Source organism: uncultured Mailhella sp., from assembly GCF_944324615.1.
In the GTDB taxonomy this organism is placed as follows: Bacteria; Desulfobacterota; Desulfovibrionia; order Desulfovibrionales; family Desulfovibrionaceae; genus Mailhella.
The window spans coordinates 1-21,379 of sequence record NZ_CALUWY010000008.1 but is presented as its reverse complement, the minus strand read 5'-3'; the positions used below and the strand labels follow the sequence as shown (position 1 = coordinate 21,379).

General features: G+C 63.3%; 18 protein-coding genes. 14 read left to right on the top strand and 4 right to left on the bottom strand.

Annotated features, from left to right (window positions below; translation table 11 throughout):
• Positions 1-39 precede the first annotated feature (39 nt).
• The 11 genes from Q0K07_RS03385 to priA all read left to right on the top strand — a co-directional run bounded on the left by Q0K07_RS03385 (position 40) and on the right by priA (position 13,116).
• On the top strand, positions 40-2,259 hold the full coding sequence (locus tag Q0K07_RS03385) for a glutamine synthetase III (RefSeq protein WP_294556426.1): 2,220 nt from the start codon (positions 40-42) through the stop codon (positions 2,257-2,259).
• Between the two features lie 11 nt (positions 2,260-2,270).
• Positions 2,271-3,554, top strand: a complete 1,284-nt coding sequence (purD, locus tag Q0K07_RS03380; protein WP_294556423.1) for a phosphoribosylamine--glycine ligase — start codon at positions 2,271-2,273, stop codon at positions 3,552-3,554.
• 70 nt (positions 3,555-3,624) lie between these two features.
• Positions 3,625-4,119: a 5-(carboxyamino)imidazole ribonucleotide mutase gene (purE, locus tag Q0K07_RS03375; RefSeq protein WP_294556420.1), complete on the top strand. Its 495-nt coding sequence runs from the start codon at positions 3,625-3,627 to the stop codon at positions 4,117-4,119.
• A gap of 62 nt (positions 4,120-4,181) precedes the next feature.
• Complete coding sequence (locus Q0K07_RS03370; protein ID WP_294556418.1) at positions 4,182-5,213, top strand: alpha-hydroxy-acid oxidizing protein; 1,032 nt, start codon at positions 4,182-4,184, stop codon at positions 5,211-5,213.
• 85 nt (positions 5,214-5,298) lie between these two features.
• Complete coding sequence (locus tag Q0K07_RS03365) at positions 5,299-6,099, top strand: sulfite exporter TauE/SafE family protein (RefSeq protein ID WP_294556416.1); 801 nt, start codon at positions 5,299-5,301, stop codon at positions 6,097-6,099.
• Positions 6,100-6,106: 7 nt separating this feature from the next.
• A complete protein-coding gene (locus Q0K07_RS03360; protein ID WP_294556414.1) occupies positions 6,107-6,487 on the top strand; it encodes a holo-[acyl-carrier-protein] synthase in 381 nt (126 codons plus the stop codon).
• A gap of 127 nt (positions 6,488-6,614) precedes the next feature.
• Positions 6,615-8,273 carry an NAD(P)H-hydrate dehydratase gene (locus Q0K07_RS03355; RefSeq protein ID WP_294556412.1) on the top strand — a complete coding sequence of 553 codons (1,659 nt, stop codon included), beginning with the start codon at positions 6,615-6,617 and terminating at the stop codon, positions 8,271-8,273.
• Positions 8,258-8,803 (top strand): tRNA (adenosine(37)-N6)-threonylcarbamoyltransferase complex ATPase subunit type 1 TsaE, encoded by a 546-nt coding sequence (gene tsaE, locus Q0K07_RS03350; protein WP_294556410.1) that lies wholly within the window; start codon positions 8,258-8,260, stop codon positions 8,801-8,803. Before Q0K07_RS03355 ends, tsaE begins: the two co-directional genes overlap by 16 nt.
• Before the next feature lie 32 nt (positions 8,804-8,835).
• The gene (locus Q0K07_RS03345) at positions 8,836-10,041 is read left to right on the top strand and encodes an aspartate kinase (RefSeq protein ID WP_294556407.1); all 1,206 of its coding nucleotides are present in this window, start codon (positions 8,836-8,838) and stop codon (positions 10,039-10,041) included.
• 198 nt (positions 10,042-10,239) lie between these two features.
• Positions 10,240-10,590 (top strand): DMT family protein, encoded by a 351-nt coding sequence (locus Q0K07_RS03340; RefSeq protein WP_294556404.1) that lies wholly within the window; start codon positions 10,240-10,242, stop codon positions 10,588-10,590.
• 78 nt (positions 10,591-10,668) lie between these two features.
• Complete coding sequence (gene priA / locus Q0K07_RS03335; protein ID WP_294556401.1) at positions 10,669-13,116, top strand: primosomal protein N'; 2,448 nt, start codon at positions 10,669-10,671, stop codon at positions 13,114-13,116.
• 99 nt (positions 13,117-13,215) lie between these two features.
• On the opposite strand, the gene Q0K07_RS03330 is transcribed toward priA, so the two are convergent.
• The 4 genes from Q0K07_RS03330 to Q0K07_RS03315 all read right to left on the bottom strand — a co-directional run bounded on the left by Q0K07_RS03330 (position 13,216) and on the right by Q0K07_RS03315 (position 15,533).
• Positions 13,216-13,638, bottom strand: a complete 423-nt coding sequence (locus tag Q0K07_RS03330; RefSeq protein WP_294556398.1) for a hypothetical protein — start codon at positions 13,636-13,638, stop codon at positions 13,216-13,218.
• Positions 13,639-13,656: 18 nt separating this feature from the next.
• The gene (locus Q0K07_RS03325; protein WP_294556395.1) at positions 13,657-14,607 is read right to left on the bottom strand and encodes an aminotransferase class IV; all 951 of its coding nucleotides are present in this window, start codon (positions 14,605-14,607) and stop codon (positions 13,657-13,659) included.
• A gap of 164 nt (positions 14,608-14,771) precedes the next feature.
• Positions 14,772-15,077 carry an integration host factor subunit alpha gene (locus tag Q0K07_RS03320; protein ID WP_294556392.1) on the bottom strand — a complete coding sequence of 102 codons (306 nt, stop codon included), beginning with the start codon at positions 15,075-15,077 and terminating at the stop codon, positions 14,772-14,774.
• Positions 15,078-15,110: 33 nt separating this feature from the next.
• Positions 15,111-15,533: an HIT family protein gene (locus tag Q0K07_RS03315; RefSeq protein WP_294556388.1), complete on the bottom strand. Its 423-nt coding sequence runs from the start codon at positions 15,531-15,533 to the stop codon at positions 15,111-15,113.
• 108 nt (positions 15,534-15,641) lie between these two features.
• Here Q0K07_RS03315 and Q0K07_RS03310 point away from each other — a divergent pair, with 108 nt between their 5' ends.
• The 3 genes from Q0K07_RS03310 (at position 15,642) to ggt (ending at position 21,302) form a co-directional block, all read left to right on the top strand.
• Entirely contained in the window at positions 15,642-16,712 is a 1,071-nt protein-coding gene (locus tag Q0K07_RS03310; RefSeq protein WP_294556384.1) for a radical SAM protein, read from the top strand.
• A gap of 218 nt (positions 16,713-16,930) precedes the next feature.
• Entirely contained in the window at positions 16,931-19,243 is a 2,313-nt protein-coding gene (gene topA, locus Q0K07_RS03305) for a type I DNA topoisomerase (RefSeq protein ID WP_294556381.1), read from the top strand.
• A 319-nt stretch (positions 19,244-19,562) separates the two neighbouring features.
• Complete coding sequence (gene ggt / locus Q0K07_RS03300; RefSeq protein ID WP_294556379.1) at positions 19,563-21,302, top strand: gamma-glutamyltransferase; 1,740 nt, start codon at positions 19,563-19,565, stop codon at positions 21,300-21,302.
• Positions 21,303-21,379: the final 77 nt, after the last annotated feature.

The following is a 21,379-nucleotide window of genomic DNA, read 5'->3' as shown; positions in this document are numbered from 1 at the left end:
GACATCCGGGCCTGTCATCATTTTTTTGAAGGAGTTCGCATGAGTTCCGCCAACGCCAGCCGCAGTCATGCCGTTCTTTCCGTCGCCACAAGGCGGCACGACGCGGAATACATAGCGGGGGGCCGCCCCGCCGCAGCCGAAAGCCACACCGATCCCACGGAATATTACGGCTGCAACGTCTTCGACGACAAGGCCATGCGCCGTTACCTGCCCAAGGCCGTGTACAAGTCCCTGCGCACCACCATCGACCTCGGCAGGCGTCTCGACCCGGCCGTGGCCGACGTTGTGGCCAATGCCATGAAATCCTGGGCCATGGAACGCGGCGCGGACCATTACACCCATGTCTTCTATCCCCTGACCGGTCTTACCGCGGAAAAGCACGACAGCTTCCTCGACCCCGACGGCAAGGGCGGCGCCCTCGCCCAGTTCAGCGGCAGCGCCCTGGTGCAGGGCGAGGCCGACGGCTCCAGCTTCCCCTCGGGCGGTCTGCGCTCCACCTTCGAGGCCCGCGGCTACACCGCCTGGGACGTGACCAGCCCCGCCTACCTCATGGAAAGCCCCGCGGGCATGGTCCTTTGCATTCCCACGGTGTTCCTTTCCTGGACGGGCATCGCCCTCGACAAGAAAACGCCCATCCTGCGTTCCAACCAGGCTTTGAACCAGCAGGCGGCCCGCGTGCTGCGCCTGTTCGGCGTGAACCCCACCATGCCCATCATTTCCAACGGCGGGCTGGAGCAGGAATATTTCCTCATCGACGGCACCTTTGTTTCCGCAAGGCCCGACCTGCTCATCGCGGGCCGCGCCCTTTTCGGCGCGCGTCCTCCCAAGGGACAGGAATTTGAGGATCAGTACTACGGCGTCATTCCGAGCCGCGTGCTCGGCTTCATGGCCGACGTGGAACGCCAGCTCTACCGTCTGGGCATTCCGGTGAAGACGCGCCACAACGAAGTGGCCCCCAGCCAGTATGAAATAGCCCCCACCTTCGAGTCGGGCAACCTCGCCTGCGACCACAACCAGCTCATCATGACGGTGCTCAGAAAGACCGCCCGCCGCCACGGCATGTCCTGCCTGCTGCACGAAAAGCCCTTCGACTGCATCAACGGCTCGGGCAAGCACCTCAATTACTCCATCGGCAGCCCCGAAGTGGGCAACCTCTTCGCGCCCGGCGACAACCCCCATGAAAACGCACAGTTCCTCGTGTTCCTGTGCGCGGTCATCCGCGCCCTGCACCGCCATGCCGGCTTCCTGCGCGCGGTGGTGAGCTCCGCCTCCAACGACAGGCGCCTCGGCGCCAACGAAGCGCCGCCCGCCATCATGTCCCTGTTCCTCGGCGACCAGCTCACCGACGTGCTTGAGCAGTTCCGTGTGGGACAGGTGATCGGCGCCGCGGGCAAGCGCATGATGAACGTGGGCGTGGACACCCTGCCCCCGCTCCCCGCCGATCCCGGCGACCGCAACCGCACCAGCCCCTTCGCCTTTGTGGGCAACCGCTTTGAATTCCGCGCCCTGGGCTCCTCCATGTCCGCCGCGGACGCTCTGGTGGTGCTCAACACCATGATGGCCGAATCGCTGGACTATGCCGCCACCTTCCTGGAAAACGCCCTGCATGAGGACCACCTCAGCCTGGGCGAGGCCGTGCAGAAGTTCATCGAGAACGTGATGGAGGAAAACAGCGCCGTCATCTTCAACGGCAACGGTTATTCCGAAATCTGGCAGAAGGAGGCCGAACGCCGCGGCCTGCCCAACTACCCGGCCACGCCCGACGCCGTGCCGGTGTTCTCCTCCCCCGAAGTGGTGGAACTGTGCGGGAAATATCAGGTCTTCTCCCGGCAGGAACTCAAGGCCCGTGAAGACATACAGCTTGAGCAGTATCTGAAGACCATGCACACCGAGGCCTGCCTCGCCGTGCGCATGGCGCGCACCCAGATCTACCCCGCGGCCGTCCGGTACCGCCAGGAGCTCGCCTCCTCCGCCTCCGCCTGCACGGCCCTGGGCGTGCCCGCCTCCCTGGATTCCCTCAAGGAGCTTGCCGAGGTCATCGGCAAGTTTGAAGGCGCGCTCCGCACGATGGAGGAACGCACCCTCGCCCTGAACTGGTCGCCCTGCGAGGAAGAACTGCTCAAGAGCGCCGAAGCGTGCCTGCACAGCGTGCTTCCCGCCATGGAAGAGCTGCGTCACTGGGCCGACAGGCTGGAAAACATGGTGGCCGACGATCTCTGGCCCCTGCCCAGCTATCAGGAAATGCTGTTCATGAAATAAGGAAGGATACTATGCGCATACTCATCGTAGGTTCCGGCGGACGCGAACACGCCCTTGCGTGGAAGCTGAAGCAGCGGCAGGACGTGACGGAAGTCTTCGTCGCTCCCGGCAACGGCGGCACGGCCTCCGTGGCCGTCAACGTGCCCATCAAAGACAGCGACATCAAAGGGCTTGTGGCCTTTGCCAGAGAAAAGGCCGTGGATCTCGTGGTGCCCGGGCCCGAGCTTCCCCTGACTCTCGGCGTGGTGGACGCCATGCAGGAGGCGGGTATTCCCTGCTTCGGTCCTTCGGCCGCCTGCGCGAAGCTTGAAGGCAGCAAATCCTTCGCCAAGGAAGTCATGCAGAAGGCCGGCGTGCCTACGGCGGCGGCGGGCGTGTTCACCAGCCGTGCGGAAGCCGAGGCCTTTGTGGAAAAGCACGGCGCGCCGCTGGTGGTCAAGGCCGACGGCCTTGCCGCGGGCAAGGGCGTCATCGTGGCCATGACCATGGAGGAAGTGCACGCCGCCCTCGACCTCATGTTTGAAAACAGCGCCTTCGGCGACGCCGCAAGCACCGTGCTCATCGAGGAATTCCTGGAAGGCGAGGAAGTTTCGCTGCTCAGCTTCTGCGACGGCAAAACCGCCCTGCCCCTGCCTTCCGCTCAGGATCACAAGGCCGTGTTCGACGGCGACAAGGGTCCCAACACCGGCGGCATGGGAGCCTACAGCCCCGCCCCTGTTCTGCCCGATCAGGAGCTTTCCGCCATGGCCGACATCGTGGCGCGCCCCATTCTTGCAGAAATGGCGCGCCGGGGCACGCCCTTCAAGGGCATTCTGTATGCGGGCCTCATGATGACGAAGGACGGCCCCAAGGTGCTCGAATACAACGTGCGCTTCGGCGACCCCGAATGTCAGCCTCTGCTCATGCGCCTCAAAAGCGACCTTGCGGACATCATGCTCCACTGCATCAACGGCACGCTCGATACCGTGAAGCTGGACCTCGAGGAACGCTCGGCCCTCGGCGTGGTGCTCACGGCCAAAGGCTATCCCGGCTCCTACCCCAAGGGCATGCCCATTTCGGGCATAGACAAGGCCGAAGCGCTGGAAAACGTGCGCGTATTCCAGGCTGGAACCCGGGCCGAGGACGGACGTATTCTGGCAAACGGCGGGCGCGTGCTCTGCGTCACCGCTCTGGGTGCGGACCTCAGGGATGCCCAGACCCGCGCCTACGAAGGCATGGCGCTTCTTTCCATGGAGCACAGCCAGTTCCGCACCGATATCGGCAAAAAGGGCCTGAAAAGGCTGCACCTCGCCTGATGTCCGCATGAATCCGCGCGCCTCAGAGGATGCGCACAGCCGGTTTTTTCCGGAAAAAAGGATCTTTCCCATGACTCAAGTTGCCATTTTCATCGGTTCCGCCTCCGACGATCCCGTCGTGCACGGATGCGCCGAAGTGCTTAAAAAGCTCGGCATTTCCTACCGTTACACCGTCACCTCCGCACACCGCACGCCCGAACGCACCGAAAAGCTCATGAAGGAGCTGGAAGCGGACGGCTGCGAAGTGTACATCTGCGCCGCCGGCATGGCCGCCCATCTCGCGGGCGCCGTGGCGGCCCGCACCATAAAGCCCGTCATCGGCATTCCGGTGGCCGGTTCCACCATCGGCGGGCTGGATGCGCTCTATGCCACCGTGCAGATGCCCTCCGGCTTCCCCGTGGCCACGGTGGCCCTGAACGGCGCAAAGAACGCCGCCTGGCTGGCCGCCCAGATCATCGCCCTGCACGATGAGCGCGTGGCGGAACTTATCCGCGCCGAACGCGAAGGGTACAAGGCTTCCGTGGAAAAGGCCGCCGCCGAACTGGAAGCCAGGCACCAGAACTGACACCGCTGCGGCGCGCTCTGCGCGCCGCGTAAGAACCGTTTTACCCGTACAGGAGAGACAGCATGGACGCATCCATCAAACAGCTGGCCCGTGAACGCATGAAGGGCCATTGCCGTGTCTGCCCGCAATGCGACGGCCGCGTCTGCGCCGGGGAAGTCCCCGGCATGGGGGGCCTCGGCACCGGTTCCTCCTTCCGCGCCAATGTGGAAGCTCTGGCCAGTGTGAAACTGGCCATGCGCTGCCTGCACAACGCCGCCCAGCCCGACACCTCCACGGAAATTCTGGGCCTCAGGCTCGCCCTGCCCCTCATGGCCGCTCCCATCGGCGGCGTGGCCTTCAACATGGGCGACGCTTCGCAGAACCCCGTGGATGAAGCCGCCTATGCCGAAGCCGTCATCTGCGGTTCCAAGAAGGCCGGCATCATCGGCTGCGGCGGCGACGGCGTGGGTTCCCTCATTCCCGACTGCGCCTTTGCGGCCATCCGCAAGGCGGAAGGCTGGGGCATCCCCTTCATCAAGCCCTGGGAAGGCGATTTTCTGTGGAACAGACTCGAATCCGCCACGGCCACGGGCTGCCCCGTGGTGGGCATGGACGTGGATGCCGCCGGTCTTGTGACCCTGCGCCTGCAGGGCCGCCCCGTGGCTCCCAAGAGCGCCGAAGAACTGGCGGAAATCGCCCGCTTCGTGCATGAACGCGGCGCGAAGTTCATGATCAAGGGCGTGATGACCGTGACCGACGCCCGCATCGCCATCGACGCCGGTGTGGACGCCATCGTGGTGTCCAATCACGGCGGCCGCGTGCTCGACGGCACGCGCGGCGGCGCGGAAGTGCTGCCCGGCATTGCCTCGGCCGTGGGCGACAGAATCCCCGTCCTGGCCGACGGCGGCGTGCGTTCCGGCACGGACGTGCTCAAGCTCCTCGCCCTCGGCGCGAAGGCCGTGCTCATAGGCCGGCCCTTCTCCGTGGCCGCCATCGGCGGACAGACCGACGGCGTGGCCGCCTATGTGGCCGACATCAAGGCTCAGCTCACCTCGGCCATGGCCCTCACCGGCTGTGCCGACATTGCCTCCATCACTTCCGACATTCTGGCCTGACTATACGGCCGGCCCGGTACCCCGGGCCGGCCCCCTGCACGACCTGTTTCCGGCAAGGCACAGCGTCCCTGCCGAATGCGCTGTTATGACCATCCTTCTGCTCTATCTTCTCTGCGGAGCCACCGCAGGCTTTCTGTCCGGGCTCATCGGCATCGGCGGCGGGCTTGTGGTCGTACCGCTTCTGAACATGATCTTCCGCCTCCAGAGCGACATCCCGCAGGAGCTCATCATGCACCTTGCCGTGGGCACCTCGCTCTCCAGCATTCTGTTCACGGCCATATCGAGCACGCGCTCCCATGCCCGCATGGGCGGCGTACTGTGGAAATATGTTCTCGGCCTTTCCCCCGCCATCGTCATAGGCACGCTCTGCGCCTCCTGGCTGGCCTCGCGCATGTCCACCGCGGGCCTGCGGGGCTTCTTCGTCGTTTTTCTCGTGTGCATCGCCACGCAGATGCTCCTTGATTTCTACCCCCATCCGCGCAAGACCATGCCCGGCCACGCCGCACTCGCGGCGGCGGGATTCACCATCGGCGGCGTGTCCAGTCTCGTGGGGCTGGGGGGCGGAAGCATGTCCGTGCCTTTTCTGCGCTGGTGCGGCGTGGAGATGCGCCAGGCCGTGGGCACCTCGGCGGCCATAAGCTGGCCCATCGCCATCTCGGGCACCGTGGGCTTCATCATCGTGGGCTGGGGGGATCCGCAGCTTCCCGCGTGGAGCCTCGGTTATGTGAGCCTGCCCGCCACGCTGGGCATAGCCTGTTCCAGCGTCTTCTTCGCCCCCCTCGGCGCGAAGCTGGCCCACAGCCTGCCCGTGCCCGTGCTGCGTCGTTTCTTCGCCGTGTTCCTCTATGTGACGGCCGGCGAAATGCTCTGGAACATCCTGCACTGAGGACCCCATGATTCAAGGCACGGGTTTCGACCTCGCGGCACTGCCGCGCATCCAGAACATGCTGGAAAAATACGGCGAGCGTTTCCTTGCCCGTCTGCTCACGCCGAAGGAGCTTGCCGCCCTTCCTGCGCCGCGTGCGGCGCGCGTCGCCTATGTGGCGGGAAGATTCGCCGCCAAGGAAGCCGCGGTCAAGGCGCTCGGCACGGGCTTTTCCCGCGGCATAGGCATGAAGGATGTGGAAATACTCACCCTGCCCTCGGGAAAGCCGGAACTGCACCTGCACGGAGAAGCCCTTGCCAGAGCCGAAAGCATGGGCGTGCGCGCCCTGCACCTTTCCCTTTCCCATGAACGCGACATGGCCGGGGCCGTGGTGATTCTCGAATCCTGAAGCTCTGCTCCGGCGGCCGCGTTCTGCGGGGGACATCCGTCGCCCTGAGCAACCTTTTCCGGCCTGCCCCGTCAGCTGTGGCGAAAACGCAGGCCCTTGCGCGGCAAGGCCGCGCGGAGGAAAACGCATGTTTGTTCCTGTTCCCACACCGGAGGAAATGGCGCTCCGGGATGCCGGGGCCGTCGCCTCGGGCATTGCGGAGGAAACGCTCATGGAAAGCGCCGCCCGCGCCGCCATGGACTGCCTGCGTGCGCAGGCCGGGAAAAGAGGGCTCTGCCTCGCCTCTTCCCGTGTGCTGCTCGTGGCCGGCAGGGGCAACAACGGGGGCGACGCCTTCTGCATGGCGCGGCACCTTCTGGACGCCGGTGCAAAGCCCGTGGTGCTGAGCACCCGCGATCTCTGCAACACTCAGGGCGCGGCCGGACACTGGCTGTGCGTGGCCCAGCGCCTCGGCATACCCGTATATTCCGCAGCGGACTGGGAAAGCGCCCTTTCCTTCAGGCCGGACATTCTTGTGGATGCGCTGCTCGGCACGGGATTCCACGGCGCGCTGCGGGAAAAGGAAGCGGTACTCGTCGAAAGAATGAACGCCCTCGGCTGCCGCCTCGTTCTTGCCGTGGACGTGCCCTCCGGACTCGACGCCCGAACGGGCCGTCCCTGCCCGGACGCCGTGCGCGCCCACGCCACCGTCACCTTTCATGCGGCCAAGCCCGGACTCGTGGTGCCGTGGGCGGAAACCTTCACGGGTGAAGTGGACGTGCGCCCCATAGGCATACCCCGCGCCGTGGATGCGGAAAAGGCCCTCTCCTTCCGCACCTGGCTCATCCCCGGTCAGCGGGAACAGGACGGCGGCGCGCCCTATACCCTGGAACACGGCATCAGCCCCCGCATGGCCGGCCTTCTGGCACACGCCGCCGACGCCTCCCCCAGAGGCCCGGCACACAAGGGCGATGCCGGGCGCGTCATGATTGCGGGAGGATGCGCCGCCTACACGGGAGCGCCCTGCCTTGCCGCATGGGCCGCGCTGCGTTCGGGGGCGGGCCTTGTGACCGTTACCGGACCCGACCCTGTGCTCGACATTGCGCGAAGCACCATGCCCGCCGTTGTTACCCGGCCCCTTTCCTCCGCTCCCGCGCACGACTGGATGGCGGAACATGCCGCAGCCCTTGCCGGAGCCGCAAAGACATGCGGCGCGCTGGTCTTCGGACCGGGACTCGGCAGAAGTAAAGGCGCGGCAGCCTGCATGGAGGCGCTTCTCGGCATCCCCGGTCTTCCGCCCATGGTGATTGATGCCGACGCGCTCTTTGCTCTGGCCGTCAGACCGGAACTTCTTTCCCTGCTGCGCCCCTGCGACGTGCTCACCCCGCACCCGGGAGAAGCCGCCGCCCTTCTCGGCATCTCCGCACGCGAAGTGCAGGAAAACCGTTTCGCCGCCCTGGAGGCCCTCGCCGGCAGAGGCCGCGCCGTATGGGTGCTCAAGGGGGAAGGCACGCTCATCGCCGTTCCCGGCGAACCTTCCGTCATTTCTCCGTGGCAGGTGCCTCAGCTTGCCGTGGCCGGATCCGGCGACGTGCTCGCCGGCATCATCGGCGCGCTTCTGGCAAAGGGCGCATGCGCGGGCATGGCCGCCACGCGCGGCGTATGGCTGCACGCGCTCGCGGGCATGGCCCTTTCCCGGGAATTTCCCCTGCGCGGCAACGGACCTCTTGATATCGCTAACGCCCTGCCCCGTGTGATGCATCAGGTGGGGGAACCCGGCAAGGAGGACATATGCGCCTTGTTCTGACATCTCCCGAAGACACCATGGAACTCGGGGCCATGCTGGCCCGGGCCATGAGCGCATCCACCGTGCGCAATCTGTACCTTTTCGCCGATCTCGGCGGCGGCAAGACCACCCTTGCCCGGGGATTCGTCGCCGCGCTTCCCGGCGGAGAAACGGCCGAAGTGGCCAGCCCGAGCTTTACGCTGTGCAACGTGTACCCCACGCGGCCGGAAGTGCTCCACGCCGATCTGTACCGCCTTTCGGAAGGCGCCTCCCTGCCGGAGGAAATGGAAGAAATGCTGGATGACGGCGACCCCTTTCTGCTGCTGGAATGGCCGGAATACCTCGCCCCCCGGTACCGGGCGGAAGAACGTATCGACGTGTCCCTTCAGCCTGCGGACGGGGAGGGGGCAAAACAGCTGGACAACGATGACAAATCATGCAAAGCTTTCCGGCTGGCAAGCATCGAAGCCAGGGGGGAAAAGGCGGGCGCGCTTCTGCGCGACCTGAGCCCCGCGCTCTGGATGCGTTTTTTGCCCGCTGATGAGGCGTAACCGTTCCTTATCTCCTTTTTTCAGGATGTGCTATGCGTATTCTTGTGCAGAAATTCGGAGGATCTTCCGTCGCCGACCTGGAGTGCATGAAAAAAGTGCGCGCCAAGGTGCTCGCCGCCCTTGAGGAAGGCAACAAGGTGGTGGTGGTCCTCTCCGCCCGTTACGGCCAGACCAACAGCCTGCTGGAAAGGGCCTACCAGTGGTCGGATGAACCTGATCCCGCGGAACTTGACGTTCTGCTTACCACCGGCGAGCAGGAATCGGTGGCGCTGTTTTCCATGCTCCTGCGCGATTCCGGCGTGAAGGCGCGTTCCTTCCTGGGATTCCAGCTGCCCATCGTCACCGACGACGCCTTCGGCAGCGCCCGTATCGACACCATCAGCGCCGATACCATCCGGGAAGCCTTCCAGACCTATGACGTGGTGGTCATGGCCGGCTTCCAGGGCCGCACGCCCGACATGCGTCTCACCACTCTGGGACGCGGTGGTTCCGACACCTCCGCCGTGGCCATTGCCGCCGCCCTCGGCGACGACACCCTCTGCGACATCTACACCGACGTGGACGGCGTGTACACCACCGATCCGCGCATGTGCAAGGATGCCCACAAGATGGAGCGCATAAGCTACGACGAAATGCTGGAAATGGCCTCCATGGGCGCCAAGGTCCTGCAGATCCGCTCCGTGGAAATCGCCGAAAAATATAATGTTCCTGTCCGGGTGCGTTCCACCTTCTCAAACGATCCGGGCACGCTGGTCACCAAGGAGGACAGTATGATGGAGTCCGTGCTCGTTTCGGGCATCGCATTTGACAAAGATCAGGCCAGGGTCACGCTCCGCGACGTGCATGACCGCCCGGGCTCCGCGGCCGGCATCTTCAGCCCGCTGGGCAAGGCGGGCATCGTGGTGGACATGATCATCCAGACGGCCAGCCGCGACGGCGTGACCGACATGGCCTTCACCGTGTCCCGCAAGGACCTGAAGCGCACCCTGGATGTTCTGGAAAAGGCCGCTCCCTCGTGCAGCAGCATTGAACATTCCTCCAACATCGCCAAGGTCTCCGTGGTGGGCGTGGGCATGCGCAACCACAGCGGTGCGGCCAGCCGCGCCTTCGATGCCCTCTACAAGGCGGGCATCAACCTCATCATGATCAGCACCTCGGAAGTGAAGATTTCCTGCCTTGTGGACGAAGCCGACCTGGAACTTGCGGTGAACGTCCTGCACAAGGAATTCGACCTGTAGGCCGCAGGCCAAGGCAACGCCGATCATCAAAGGGGAGCATGCTCCCCTTTCTTTTTCGGGACCGCCTTTCCTCCTGACGGGGAAAGGCGTCCCCGCTTCCTCTTTCCGGGCCGGACACTTTCCAGGCCACGCCCGCCGCCGCGCAGGGCGAAACCCCTATCCCTCAAATGCTCCAAGGGCGAACACCGGAGAGCCGCCATGACGCTTCATCTCCCCATTCCTCTCATCACCGTCGTCCTTCTCATAGGCTCCAACATCTTCATGACCTATGCCTGGTACGGACATCTGCGCCACCACTCCCTCACCTTCTTCGGCGCCATTCTCGTCAGCTGGGGCATAGCCTTCTTTGAATACTGCCTTCAGGTGCCCGCCAACCGCGTGGGGTACGGTTATTTTTCCGCCGCCGAACTCAAGACCATACAGGAAGTCATTTCCCTGACCATCTTCGGCATCTTCTCCACGGTATACCTCGGTGAAAGCCTCACCTGGAACCATGCCATAGGCTTTGCCCTCATCGTGGCCGGAGCCTTCTTCGTCTTCAAGGGCTAGACGAAAAGAGAGCGCCCCGCGCCCTTTTCTGAAGGGAGCGCTCTGCCGCGTCGCCCGTTTCCGGCAAGGAAAAAACGCATGATCTGCCACGTCGCCCTGTGCTCCCCTCCCTATGCCACGCTGAGCTATCTCAGCCCGGAGGAATTTCCGGGCTTTCCCTGGCAGGCGGGCATGCGCGTGGCCGTTCCCCTGGGAAACGGCGCCATACGCGCAGGGGTCATCATTGCCGTGAGCGGAGAAGGCCAGAAGTCCGCAGAGGTCTTTTCCGGGCAGCACGCCATGCCGCAGAAAGAGGGTATCACCCTCCGGCCCCTCACCTGGCCTCTGGAAAAAACGCCGCTTCTTCCCGCCGACTACATGGACACCGTGGCGCAGCTTGCGGCCCGGCAGTATTCCTCCCCCGGACGCATTCTCGGCAACCTTCTGCCCCAGGGGCTGAGGATCACGGCGCGCATCCGCCTGCGCCAGTATCTGCCCGATCTGGAGGGCAGGGGACGCAGGCCGCGGCTTCTCGCCCTGCGGGACATTCCCGCCCTGTCTCATGAAGAACGCGGGATTCTGGCGCAGGATTTCATGAACGGCCGCGCCGAGATGCTCATGCTGGCCGAAGATGCGGCGCAGGGGGAACTGTGCGCCCTGGCCTGCGATCCGCCCTGGCCCGTGCGGCCGAATGCGGTGAAGCAGCGCGAAGTGCTGGACTGGCTGCTGAGAAACGGCGTCGTTCCCCGCAAGAAACTGCGCGAGGCTCTGCCGGACAGCGCGACGGCCCTGACGGGCCTTGTCAGAAACAAGCTGGTGGAACTGCGCCCCTGCGACACGGACGACGAAGAGGCGGAACCCGGGGAAGAACTGCTCCCTCCGCCGGAGCCTCCCTTTGCGCTCTCCGAAGAGCAGCAGGCTGCGCTTGACGGCTACTGCGAGGAAATGGACGCCCTCGCCCGGGGCGAGGAACGCCCCTCCCCTCATCTTCTTTTCGGCATCACGGGCAGCGGCAAGACGGCCGTCTATCTGGAACTTGCCCATGCCTGCCTCACCAGAGGACGTTCAGCCCTTATTCTCGCGCCGGAAGTGGCCATTGCCCTCAAGCTCAGGCGCGACGCCGCAGAGCGCTTCCCCGGCACGCCCATATTCTTCTATCACGGCTACCAGAGCCAGCAGCAGCGGGAACGCACCTTCCGCCGCCTCGCCGCACGCAGGGAACCGTGCCTCATCATCGGCACGCGCTCGGCGCTTTTCCTGCCCATGCCGCCCCTGGGGGCCATTGTGCTGGACGAAGAGCACGACGGTTCCTTCAAGCAGGAGGACCGCCTGCCCTATCAGGCCAAGGAAGTGGCCTGGGAAAGGGCGCGCAGGCACAGGGCGCTGCTCATTCTGGGTTCGGCCACGCCGGATATCAAGACCTTCCACGCCGCCATGGAGGGCGCCTTCCCCATGGCGCGGCTGACCCACCGTGCGGGGGGCGGGAACCTGCCCGCCATAGAACTGGTGGACATCAAGGAACAGCCCGCCTCGCGCCTGCTTTCCCCCCGTGCCGTGGAGGCCCTGCGGGAAACGGTGCAGAAGGGCGAACAGGCCGTGGTGCTGCTCAACCGCAGGGGCTACTCGCCCCTCATGTACTGCCTGGACTGCGGCACCGTGGCCCGGTGCCCCCATTGCGACATAGCCCTCACCTACCACAAGAAGCGCGAACAGCTGGTCTGCCACTACTGCGGCCATACGCGCCCCTATCCCTCCCCCTGCGAAAAATGCGGCGGCATGAACTTCCTGCCCATGGGGGAAGGTACGGAAAAGCTGGAAGAATCTCTGGCGGGTGAGGAACTTGCCGGAGCGCTCCCGCCGGGCGGCCGCGTGCTCAGGCTGGACCGCGACAGCACCGCACGCCCCGGCCGCATGGAGGAAATCCTTTCCGCCTTCGCCCGGCAGGAGGCGCAGGTGCTCGTGGGCACGCAGATGCTCTCCAAGGGGCATCATTTTCCCAACGTCACCCTGGCCGTGGTGGCCGACGGCGACATGGGCCTGAACATGCCCGACTACCGTTCGGCGGAACGCACCTTTCAGCTTCTGGTGCAGTCCGCAGGCCGCGCCGGGCGCGGCGAAAAGCCGGGGCGCGTGCTCATTCAGACAAGAGACATCCATCACTACTGCTGGAAATTCGTGGAAACGGGCGACTATGAGGGCTTTTACGCGCACGAGATAGCCCTGAGAAAACAGCGCCGCTATCCGCCTTTCGTCAAACTGGCGCTCATACGCCTTTCCTACCCCTGGGACTGGAGCGAAGGGCAGAAATGCGTGAACGCCTTTGCCGCCTCGCTGAGAAAGCACGGCCGGGAACTCGGGCTCACCGTCCTCGGCCCTGCGCCCGCCCCGCTCTCCCGCATTCAGGGCCGCGCGCGCTTTCAGTGCCTCATCAAGGCGGGCGCGTGGCACATCGTCAGGCAGGCCTACGCCCTGGCGCTCAGGGACACAGGCAACCTTCAGCACGACATGCGCATTTCCCTGGATCTCGACCCGGTGAACATGCTTTAGGCATCCCCCCTCCGAGAAGGGGTAAAGACAGCAGAGGCCGGGCCGCCCATGACGGGCGGCCCGGCCTTCTGACATGCCTCTGCGGCTTTCTGATTTCAGTTAGAACTTATACACATCCAGGGAAATGGCCGAGGAAGGTTCGCCTTCATCACCGGGGAAGACGCGGGCGCGCACCTTGTCGCCCTTCTTCAGGTCGGCGATGCCCTTCTTGGTTTCCCAGGTGAAGATGTCGGCGTACACGTTTTCAATAAGCGTGTTATCCGTCACCTTGATGGTGGAAACATCGCCGTCCTTGTCCTTGAGGGAGAAGGTGCCCTTCTTGGCGTCCACATTCTCCACCACGCCGCGTTCCACCAGGAACAGGGGGAAGGTGACCACGATTTCCTCGCTGGGGGCCACGATCACAAAGGGAGTGTCGGCCACGGTCTGCTTCGCCTTGGGAGCGGTGTCGGCCGCAAAGGCCAGCGCGGGGGCCAGAATGATACCACAGCACAAACCGGTGAACAGAGTTTTGATGCGCATAAGTTCCTCACTTGTTGATCATTCGAGGAACGGCACGCCTCCGGTCACAAGAGCGTCATGCAGCAGATGGCGCAGCCTGTCCGCCATGGGACCGGGACGGCCGTCGCCTACAGGCTTGCCGTTGTAGTGCGTGACCGCCACGCACTCGCATGTAGTACCAAGTACCAGAACCTCGGAAGCCTGTTCCAGTATTTCTTCCGTGATATCAGTGAGAACTACGTTCATGAACGCCTTTGCCAGGTCCATGGCCAGAATCGCCGTGGTGCCGGGCAGCGCGTTGCGGAAGTTCGGCAGAAGGAGCCTGCCCTCTCTGTCCACCATGGCCACGTTGGCAATGGCGGCCTCCGCAAGATAGCCCTGCTCGTCGAAGGAGAAGGTGAGATCCACGCCCTTTTCCCGGGCCTCCATGGCCATGAGCGCGTTGGCGAGGTAGTTGGTGGATTTTATCTGGGCAAGCCATTCCTGCTTGGCGGGAATGTCGCTTTTCGCCGCGGTGAGCCCCTTCTGCCAGAAGGATTCCTGCAGCGGACTGCCCTTTGTGGCCACCATGTACAGGCTGGTTTCCGGGCATTCGCCGGGATCCACGCCGAGCCCCCCGCAGCCGCGCCCGAGCAGTACCTTCAGCCCGCCGCAGGGTTCGCCGCCCGCCTTCGCCACGTCGATCATGATGCTCCGCACCTCGTCCCAGGAGCAGGGAGGCGTGAGCTTCAGCCTTTCGGCGGAATGCCTCATGCGGGCAAGGTGCGCATCGAGCTGCACGATGCGTCCTTCCAGGAAGGAAAGGCTTTCAAAAATGGCGTCGCCGCGGTGCACCATATGGTCGTCCAGCGGCACAAGAAGAAACCTTGCATCCCTGCACACGGCCCCCATGCGATGCTCATAGAACGCCGTAACCTTCGCCGCTCCGTGGCGCGGCAGTTCCATAAGCCTTGCCGACCAGGCGGCGGCATCAAGAACGGGAACAGACATGATATCCTCTCCTATCTGACCGAACGGCCAGGATTTTCCCCCGGAAAAACCGGAAGTTGCCCACAGGATATAACGCAAAAGAATCAGGGAGTACAGCACGCCCCTCTTTTCCGGGCAAAGAAAAAAGGCCCGCCGGAGCGGGCCTTTCAGAAAACTTGCGGCGTTTATACTTCCTCGCCGCCGTTGAGCTCCATGCGGAACTTGCGGGACAGGCGGAACACAACGACCTTGCGCGGCGGCAGGGTGATGGATTCGTCGGTCTGAGGGTTGCGCCCCTTGCGGGCGTTCTTGTCGTAGGCTTCAAACTTGCCGAAACCACTGATCAGAAGCGCGTCGTCCTTTTTGATGGCCTGCTTCATCAAAGAAAGCAGATTTTCAACAATATTCTTTACTTCCGCACGGTTGCGGCCAAGATTCTTGTCGTTGTACACCGCTTCCACAATGTCTGCCTTGGTAAGAGCCTTATTCATACGTTCCTCCTGCCACTCCTTCCTGAAGACGGATTATTTTTCCAGGTACGAGGCCACCCTGGCGGCCATGTCCTGCATAGCCGCGGCGTCGGGATACTTCCCCTGCTCCCAGGCGCCGAGACCGTCCCCGTCGAAACGGGGGATGATGTGCCAATGGATATGAAACATGGTCTGCCCGGCGGACAATCCGTTATTCTGCATGACGTTGAACCCCGAAGCGCCGGTAGCGCCCATCACGGCGGCGCCCACCTTCTTCAGGGCCGAGAATATCGCCGGTCCAAGTTCACAGGGCACATGGAGCATATCCTTGTAATGCGCCTTGGGAATGACCAGCGTATGCCCGGGATGAACAGGAGAAAGATCCAGAAACGCCAGGACACTATCATCCTCATACACTTTTGCGCAGGGAATCTCACCCTTTGCAATGAGGCAGAAAATACACTTTTCCTCAGACATGACAGTACAGACCTCCAGAAACCTCCCGTGTTTTTAACACGGGGGACACCTTGTCATCCTAAGCGCAAGCGATTAGAACATCAAGAGCTTTTCTTCCGAGGCAAAAAAATGTCGCATTTTTCCCATGTTGTTCCCGCAGAAAACGCACGGTGCGTTCATTTTCCTGCCGGAGAAAGACAATACAGAGCCGGACGCATCTTTCCGGTTTTTCTACCTTTTCTGGGATGTCCCGGCCAGTGCGTCTACTGTGCGCAGGACAGGCAGACCGGGCAGGGAAATGCCCGGGGCACAGCGTCGATTCTCTCCGCCGTGCGCCCCGGACTGGAGCAGCTGCGCCCTTGCGGCACAGGGGAAGAGCGGGAACTCGCCTTTTACGGCGGCACCTTCACCGCCCTGCCCGACGCCGACCGCGCGCTCTGCCTCGATCTGCTGCACGACATGCGCCAGAGCGGGCGCATCACCCATGCACGCTGCTCCACCAGACCCGACGCCCTCCCGCCCTCCGTTCTGAAGGAACTTTCCCTGCACGGCATCGACCTTGTGGAACTCGGCATACAGAGCTTCGACGACAAGGCGCTTTCCCTTTCCCGGCGGGGCTACACGGGAAAGGACGCGGAAGCAGGCTGCCTTGCCGTGACAGAAGCCGGACTCAGACTCGGCATACAGCTGCTTCCCGGCATGCCGGGGAGCAGCCCCGACATCTTTCTTGCCGACGTGCGGAAGGCTCTTTCCCTCTCCCCCGCCTGCCTGCGCTTCTATCCCTGCCTCGTGCCGGAAGGCACGGTGCTCGCCCGCTGGTACCGGGAGGGAAGCTACCGCCCATGGACAGTGGAGGAAACCGTCCGCACCCTGGGAGCGGCGCTGAACATGGCCTGGCAGGCGCGCGTTCCCGTCATACGGCTGGCCGTGGCCCCGGAACCCGCCTTCGACAAAGCGCTTCTCGCCGGCCCGCGGCATCCGGCTCTCGGCGCGCTCATTCAGGCCGAAGCGCTTCTTCTTGCCGCACAGGATGCGGCGGACGCTCTGGGGAAAAAACCGGAGATGCTGGTTCTGCCCCGCTTCTGTCAGGGTTTTCTCTACGGCGACAAGGGAGCGCTGAAGGCGCGCTGGCGCCTGCTCGGCCTGAGACCGGAACGCATACGCTTTGAGGAAACGGCCCACGAGGCGACTCTTTTCTGACCATCCGCTTCTGCTTCCGGAAAACGCCTTCTCTTCCGCCCCGGGGACAAAGCGGCGGAGGCTTCTTCGGCCGCAGGGCATGCTTTGTATCCGTTTCCGCGGGAGAATCGGGCAAAGCGGGTCCTTTTTCCCCTCCGGGGCTTGACGCCCCCCCCTTTTGTCGTATGTTCCTTGAGGCGGGAAAAGCTTCCCATCAAATTCCTATCTGCGAGCGTTTTATGGGCAAAGATCTCATTATTGTGGAATCACCGGCAAAGGTGAAGACCATCAAAAAATTTCTGGGCGGCAAATACATGGTGCAGGCCAGCGTGGGCCATATCCGCGACCTGCCCACCAAGGAAATAGGCGTGGATGAATCCCACGACTTCGCCCCCCGTTATGAGATCATCAAGGGCAAGGAAAAGGTCGTGCGCGACCTGCAGGAAGCCGCCGCCAAGGCCGACACCGTCTACCTCGCCCCCGACCCCGACCGCGAGGGAGAGGCCATTGCCTGGCACATCGCCGAAGTCATCAGAAACAAGGCGAAGAACATCAAACGCATACAGTTCAACGAAATCACGGCCCGCGCCGTGAAGAACGCGCTTGAGAACCCGCACGACATCAATCCCGACCTGTTCAACGCCCAGCAGGCCCGCCGTGTGCTCGACAGGCTCGTGGGCTACAAGATCTCTCCCCTGCTGTGGAAAACCGTGAAGCGGGGCATTTCCGCAGGCCGCGTGCAGTCGGTGGCGCTGCGCCTCATCGTGGAAAGAGAGGAAGAGCGCCTCGCCTTCGTGCCCGAAGAATTCTGGACCTTCCGCGCCCTTCTCGCCGGAGCGACGCCCCCGCCCTTCAAGGCGGAACTGGTCAAGGTGGAAACCGGCTTTGCAAAAACGCTGAAGCAGCTTTCCGGCGAAGATGCCGAAGCCAGAAGCGCGCGCAAGATTCTCATCGCCAGCAAGGCCGCAGCCGACGCCATGGAACAGGCCATGGCCGGTCAGCCCTTCGTGGTTTCCCAGGTGGAGGAAAAGGAGCGTTCGCGCACGCCCCTGCCGCCCTTCACCACCTCGACCCTTCAGCAGACGGCCAACCAGCGCATCGGCTTCACCTCCAAGCGCACCATGACCACGGCCCAGCGCCTTTATGAAGGCATAGAACTCGGCGAAAGGGGCACCACCGCGCTCATCACCTACATGCGTACCGACTCCGTGCGCATTGCCGACGAAGCGAAGAAAAGCGCGGCGGAATATGTGGAAGCGCGCTTCGGCAAGGATTACATGGCTCCCGGCGGCAAGGGCCGCTCCTTCAAGGGCAAGACCACCGCGCAGGATGCCCATGAAGCCATCCGCCCCGTGGATGTCACCCTTACCCCCCAGGACGTGAAGGAATTTCTCTCTTCCGATCAGTACCGCCTCTACAACCTCATCTGGTGCCGCTTCGTCGCTTCGCAGATGGCTGCCGCCACCTATCACGACACCTCCGTCACCCTGACCTGCGGCCCCGGCCAGTGGAAGGCCAAAGGGGAAAGGCTGCTCTTCCCGGGCTTTCTCGCCGTCATGCCCCGCACCAGTGAAGAAGAGGAAAGCGCCCTTCCGCCCCTGCGCGAAGGCGAAGTCGTCACGCTGCAGAAGCTGGAAAAGGAACAGAAGTTCACCCAGCCCGCACCGCGCTACACCGAAGCTTCTCTGGTGCGCGAACTGGAAGAAAAGGGCATAGGCCGCCCCTCCACCTACGCCACCATCATTTCCACCATTCAGGAGCGCGAATATGTGCGCCTGGAGGACAAGCACTTCATCCCCACGGATCTCGGCAAGGTGGTCTGCTCCCAGCTGCGCGACCATTTCAAGCGGCTCATGGACGTGGGCTTCACCGCGGAAATGGAAAACAATCTCGACAAGGTGGCCGACGGCGAGCTCGGCTGGGTGGAGCTCATGAAGGGCTTCTCCAAGGAGTTCAATCCCACCCTGGAAGCGGCGGCCAAAAACATGGCTCCCGTCAAGGGCGGACTCACCACCGACGTGCCCTGCCCGGAATGCGGCAAGCCCCTGGTGGTGAAATTCGGAAAAAGCGGAGAATTCCTGGCCTGCACCGGCTACCCGGAATGCCGCTACACCACCAACTTCACCCGTGACGAAAAGGGGCACATCATTCCCCAGGAACGGCAGAAGGAAGAACACCAGAAGGTGGGCACCTGCCCCAAGTGCGGGGGCGACGTCATCCTCAAGCAGGCGCGCACGGGCAGCCGCTTTTTAAGCTGCGCCAACTATCCCAGGTGCGACTATGCCGCGCCCTTCTCCACGGGTGTGGCCTGCCCCAAGTGCGGCAAGGGCATGCTGGTGGAAAAAAGCTCCCGCAAGGGCAAGCTCTTCTATTCCTGCGACCAGTACCCCCAGTGCGACTACGCCGTGTGGGACTGGCCCGTGGCCGAAACCTGCCCCGAATGCGGTTCGCCCGTTCTCGTCATCAAAACCACCCGGGCACGCGGCAGACACATAGCCTGCCCCAACCCCAAGTGCCGCTACACGCGGGACCTCAGCGAAGATCAGGCCTGACCGCCTTCCCTTCTTTTTTTCAGGATGCCTCCGGGCATCCTTTTTTTTACCGCGAAAGAACTTCCGGGCGGGCACATCCGCGTACCGGAAGTTCTTTTCTGAACCGGGCCGCCTGCACGGCAAAAGACCCGCGCCGCAGAGGCCCGGAGTCATCACACGCGCCTTTTCCTGCGCCGCGCGGGGCAAAAACGTGCCGCGCCTCTGTTCCGGAAAAATGTATCTTATGGGTATATCATAAAAAATTTTTCGGCACGCTCCTTGCAGAAGAAAAAACATCCATGGACAAAGTTCCATAAACCCTTACCTTGAAGGAGCTGTCATGCCACCATTTTTCAAGCGGGCCTTTCTGCAGGCGGCGCTCGGCGCCGCGCTCATTCTCCCCGCCGAAGGAGCCTTTGCCGTGTCCCCTTCCTACTGCGCCACCGTTTCCCAGAGCACCAATCCGCTGTCCACCCGCGGCATGGTGACATCTCCCAACCACCTGGCCACACAGGCCGGGCTGGACATCCTCCGCCGCGGCGGCAACGCCGTGGATGCAGCCATTGCAACCGCCGTCACCCTGGCCGTGGTCTACCCGCAGATGTGCACGCCCGGCGGCGACAACTTCTGGCTCATCTACAACGCAAAGACGGGCGAACTTCTGGGCCTGAATGCCAGCGGCCGCGCGGGAAAAAAGGCCACCATCGACTTCTATGCCTCCAGAGGACTCAAAAGCATTCCCTCCCGGGGGTACCTTGCGGTGAATACCGTGCCCGGCGCGGTATCCGGCTGGGATGAGGCCTACCGCTTCAGCCGCCGTGCCCTGCACACGCCCATGGCATGGAAGGAGCTTTTCGCCTCTGCCATCGACTATGCAAGGGACGGCTTTCCCGTCTCGACCTCCCTTGCCCGCTGGAGCGCCGTCAACGCCGACACGAAAGATACCACCTTCCGCAACCTTCAGCGCTTCCCGGAATTTTCCCGCGTGTTCCTGCATGACGGCGCACCCCTTGCCGTGGGCGACATCCTGCGGCAGCCCGACCTTGCAAAAACCCTTGAAGCCATTGCCGAAAAAGGGGCGAAGGAGTTCTACGAGGGCGATATCGCCAGAAAAATCACGGCCGACCTGGAAAAGCACGGCGGACTGCTCGGCATGGAGGATTTCGCCGCGCACAGGGCAGACTGGGTGACGCCTCTCCGCGTCGATTACCGCGGCCTCACCGCCTGCAACCTGCCACCCAACACGCAGGGCATGGCATCGCTGGAAATTCTTAATATCCTCAACAACTTCGATATCAAAGGCATGGGAGAAGGCAGCGCGGACTACTACCATGTGCTCATCGAGGCCACCAAGGAGGCCTTCCTCGACCGCGACCTTTACCTCTCCGACCCCGATTTCGTCTCCATCCCGGTGGATGAGCTGCTTTCCGGAGCACACGGCCAAAAACAGGCCGCGCGCATACGCATGGACAGGGCCGCAGGGCCGCAGGCGCCCCTCGACCCCAAGGGCGACACCGTCTGGCTGGGCGTGGTGGACAAGGACGGCAACGCCGTCTCCCTCATCCAGAGCATCTATCACGATTTCGGTTCCGGCATCGTGGCCGAAGGCACCGGCGTGCTGCTCCAGAACAGGGGAAGCTTCTTCTCCCTCGATCCCGCCCACGTCAACTGCCTCATGCCCCAAAAGCGCACCATGCACACCCTGAACCCCGCCATGCTGCTCAAGGACGGACGCCCCTTCCTTGTGTACGGCACCATGGGCGGCGAAGGACAGCCCCAGACACAGGCCGCCATTGTGACGCGGGTGGTGGATTTCGGCATGACGCCGCAGGAAGCCGTCACGGCTCCGCGCTGGCTCTACGGCCGCACCTGGGGCGCGGCTTCCAACGACGTGAAGCTGGAAGGCCGCATTCCGTCCGGCGTTGTGGAGGAACTGGCGCGGCGCGGCCACCCCGTCAGCGTGGTGGAGGATTTCACCGACACCATGGGGCATGCCGGGGCCATTCTCATCGACGAGAATACAGGGGTGCTCCAGGGAGCCACCGATCCCAGAAGCGACGGATTCGCCGCAGGGTATTAAGCTCAGGACTCATTAATTGCCAAAAGGGTAAAAAGTTCTTATTGTCGGCATAGGGAGGATGCCATGAAGGAACTTTT

Excerpts from the sequence above, each read along its gene's own strand:
- Q0K07_RS03385 (WP_294556426.1), top strand. The coding sequence starts at position 40 with ATGAGTTCCGCCAACGCCAGCCGCAGTCATGCCGTTCTTTCCGTCGCC.
- purD (WP_294556423.1), top strand. The coding sequence starts at position 2,271 with ATGCGCATACTCATCGTAGGTTCCGGCGGACGCGAACACGCCCTTGCG.
- purE (WP_294556420.1), top strand. The coding sequence starts at position 3,625 with ATGACTCAAGTTGCCATTTTCATCGGTTCCGCCTCCGACGATCCCGTC.
- Q0K07_RS03370 (WP_294556418.1), top strand. The coding sequence starts at position 4,182 with ATGGACGCATCCATCAAACAGCTGGCCCGTGAACGCATGAAGGGCCAT.
- Q0K07_RS03365 (WP_294556416.1), top strand. The coding sequence starts at position 5,299 with ATGACCATCCTTCTGCTCTATCTTCTCTGCGGAGCCACCGCAGGCTTT.
- Q0K07_RS03360 (WP_294556414.1), top strand. The coding sequence starts at position 6,107 with ATGATTCAAGGCACGGGTTTCGACCTCGCGGCACTGCCGCGCATCCAG.
- Q0K07_RS03355 (WP_294556412.1), top strand. The coding sequence starts at position 6,615 with ATGTTTGTTCCTGTTCCCACACCGGAGGAAATGGCGCTCCGGGATGCC.
- tsaE (WP_294556410.1), top strand. The coding sequence starts at position 8,258 with ATGCGCCTTGTTCTGACATCTCCCGAAGACACCATGGAACTCGGGGCC.
- Q0K07_RS03345 (WP_294556407.1), top strand. The coding sequence starts at position 8,836 with ATGCGTATTCTTGTGCAGAAATTCGGAGGATCTTCCGTCGCCGACCTG.
- Q0K07_RS03340 (WP_294556404.1), top strand. The coding sequence starts at position 10,240 with ATGACGCTTCATCTCCCCATTCCTCTCATCACCGTCGTCCTTCTCATA.
- priA (WP_294556401.1), top strand. The coding sequence starts at position 10,669 with ATGATCTGCCACGTCGCCCTGTGCTCCCCTCCCTATGCCACGCTGAGC.
- Q0K07_RS03330 (WP_294556398.1), bottom strand. The coding sequence starts at position 13,638 with ATGCGCATCAAAACTCTGTTCACCGGTTTGTGCTGTGGTATCATTCTG.
- Q0K07_RS03325 (WP_294556395.1), bottom strand. The coding sequence starts at position 14,607 with ATGTCTGTTCCCGTTCTTGATGCCGCCGCCTGGTCGGCAAGGCTTATG.
- Q0K07_RS03320 (WP_294556392.1), bottom strand. The coding sequence starts at position 15,077 with ATGAATAAGGCTCTTACCAAGGCAGACATTGTGGAAGCGGTGTACAAC.
- Q0K07_RS03315 (WP_294556388.1), bottom strand. The coding sequence starts at position 15,533 with ATGTCTGAGGAAAAGTGTATTTTCTGCCTCATTGCAAAGGGTGAGATT.
- Q0K07_RS03310 (WP_294556384.1), top strand. The coding sequence starts at position 15,642 with ATGTCGCATTTTTCCCATGTTGTTCCCGCAGAAAACGCACGGTGCGTT.
- topA (WP_294556381.1), top strand. The coding sequence starts at position 16,931 with ATGGGCAAAGATCTCATTATTGTGGAATCACCGGCAAAGGTGAAGACC.
- ggt (WP_294556379.1), top strand. The coding sequence starts at position 19,563 with ATGCCACCATTTTTCAAGCGGGCCTTTCTGCAGGCGGCGCTCGGCGCC.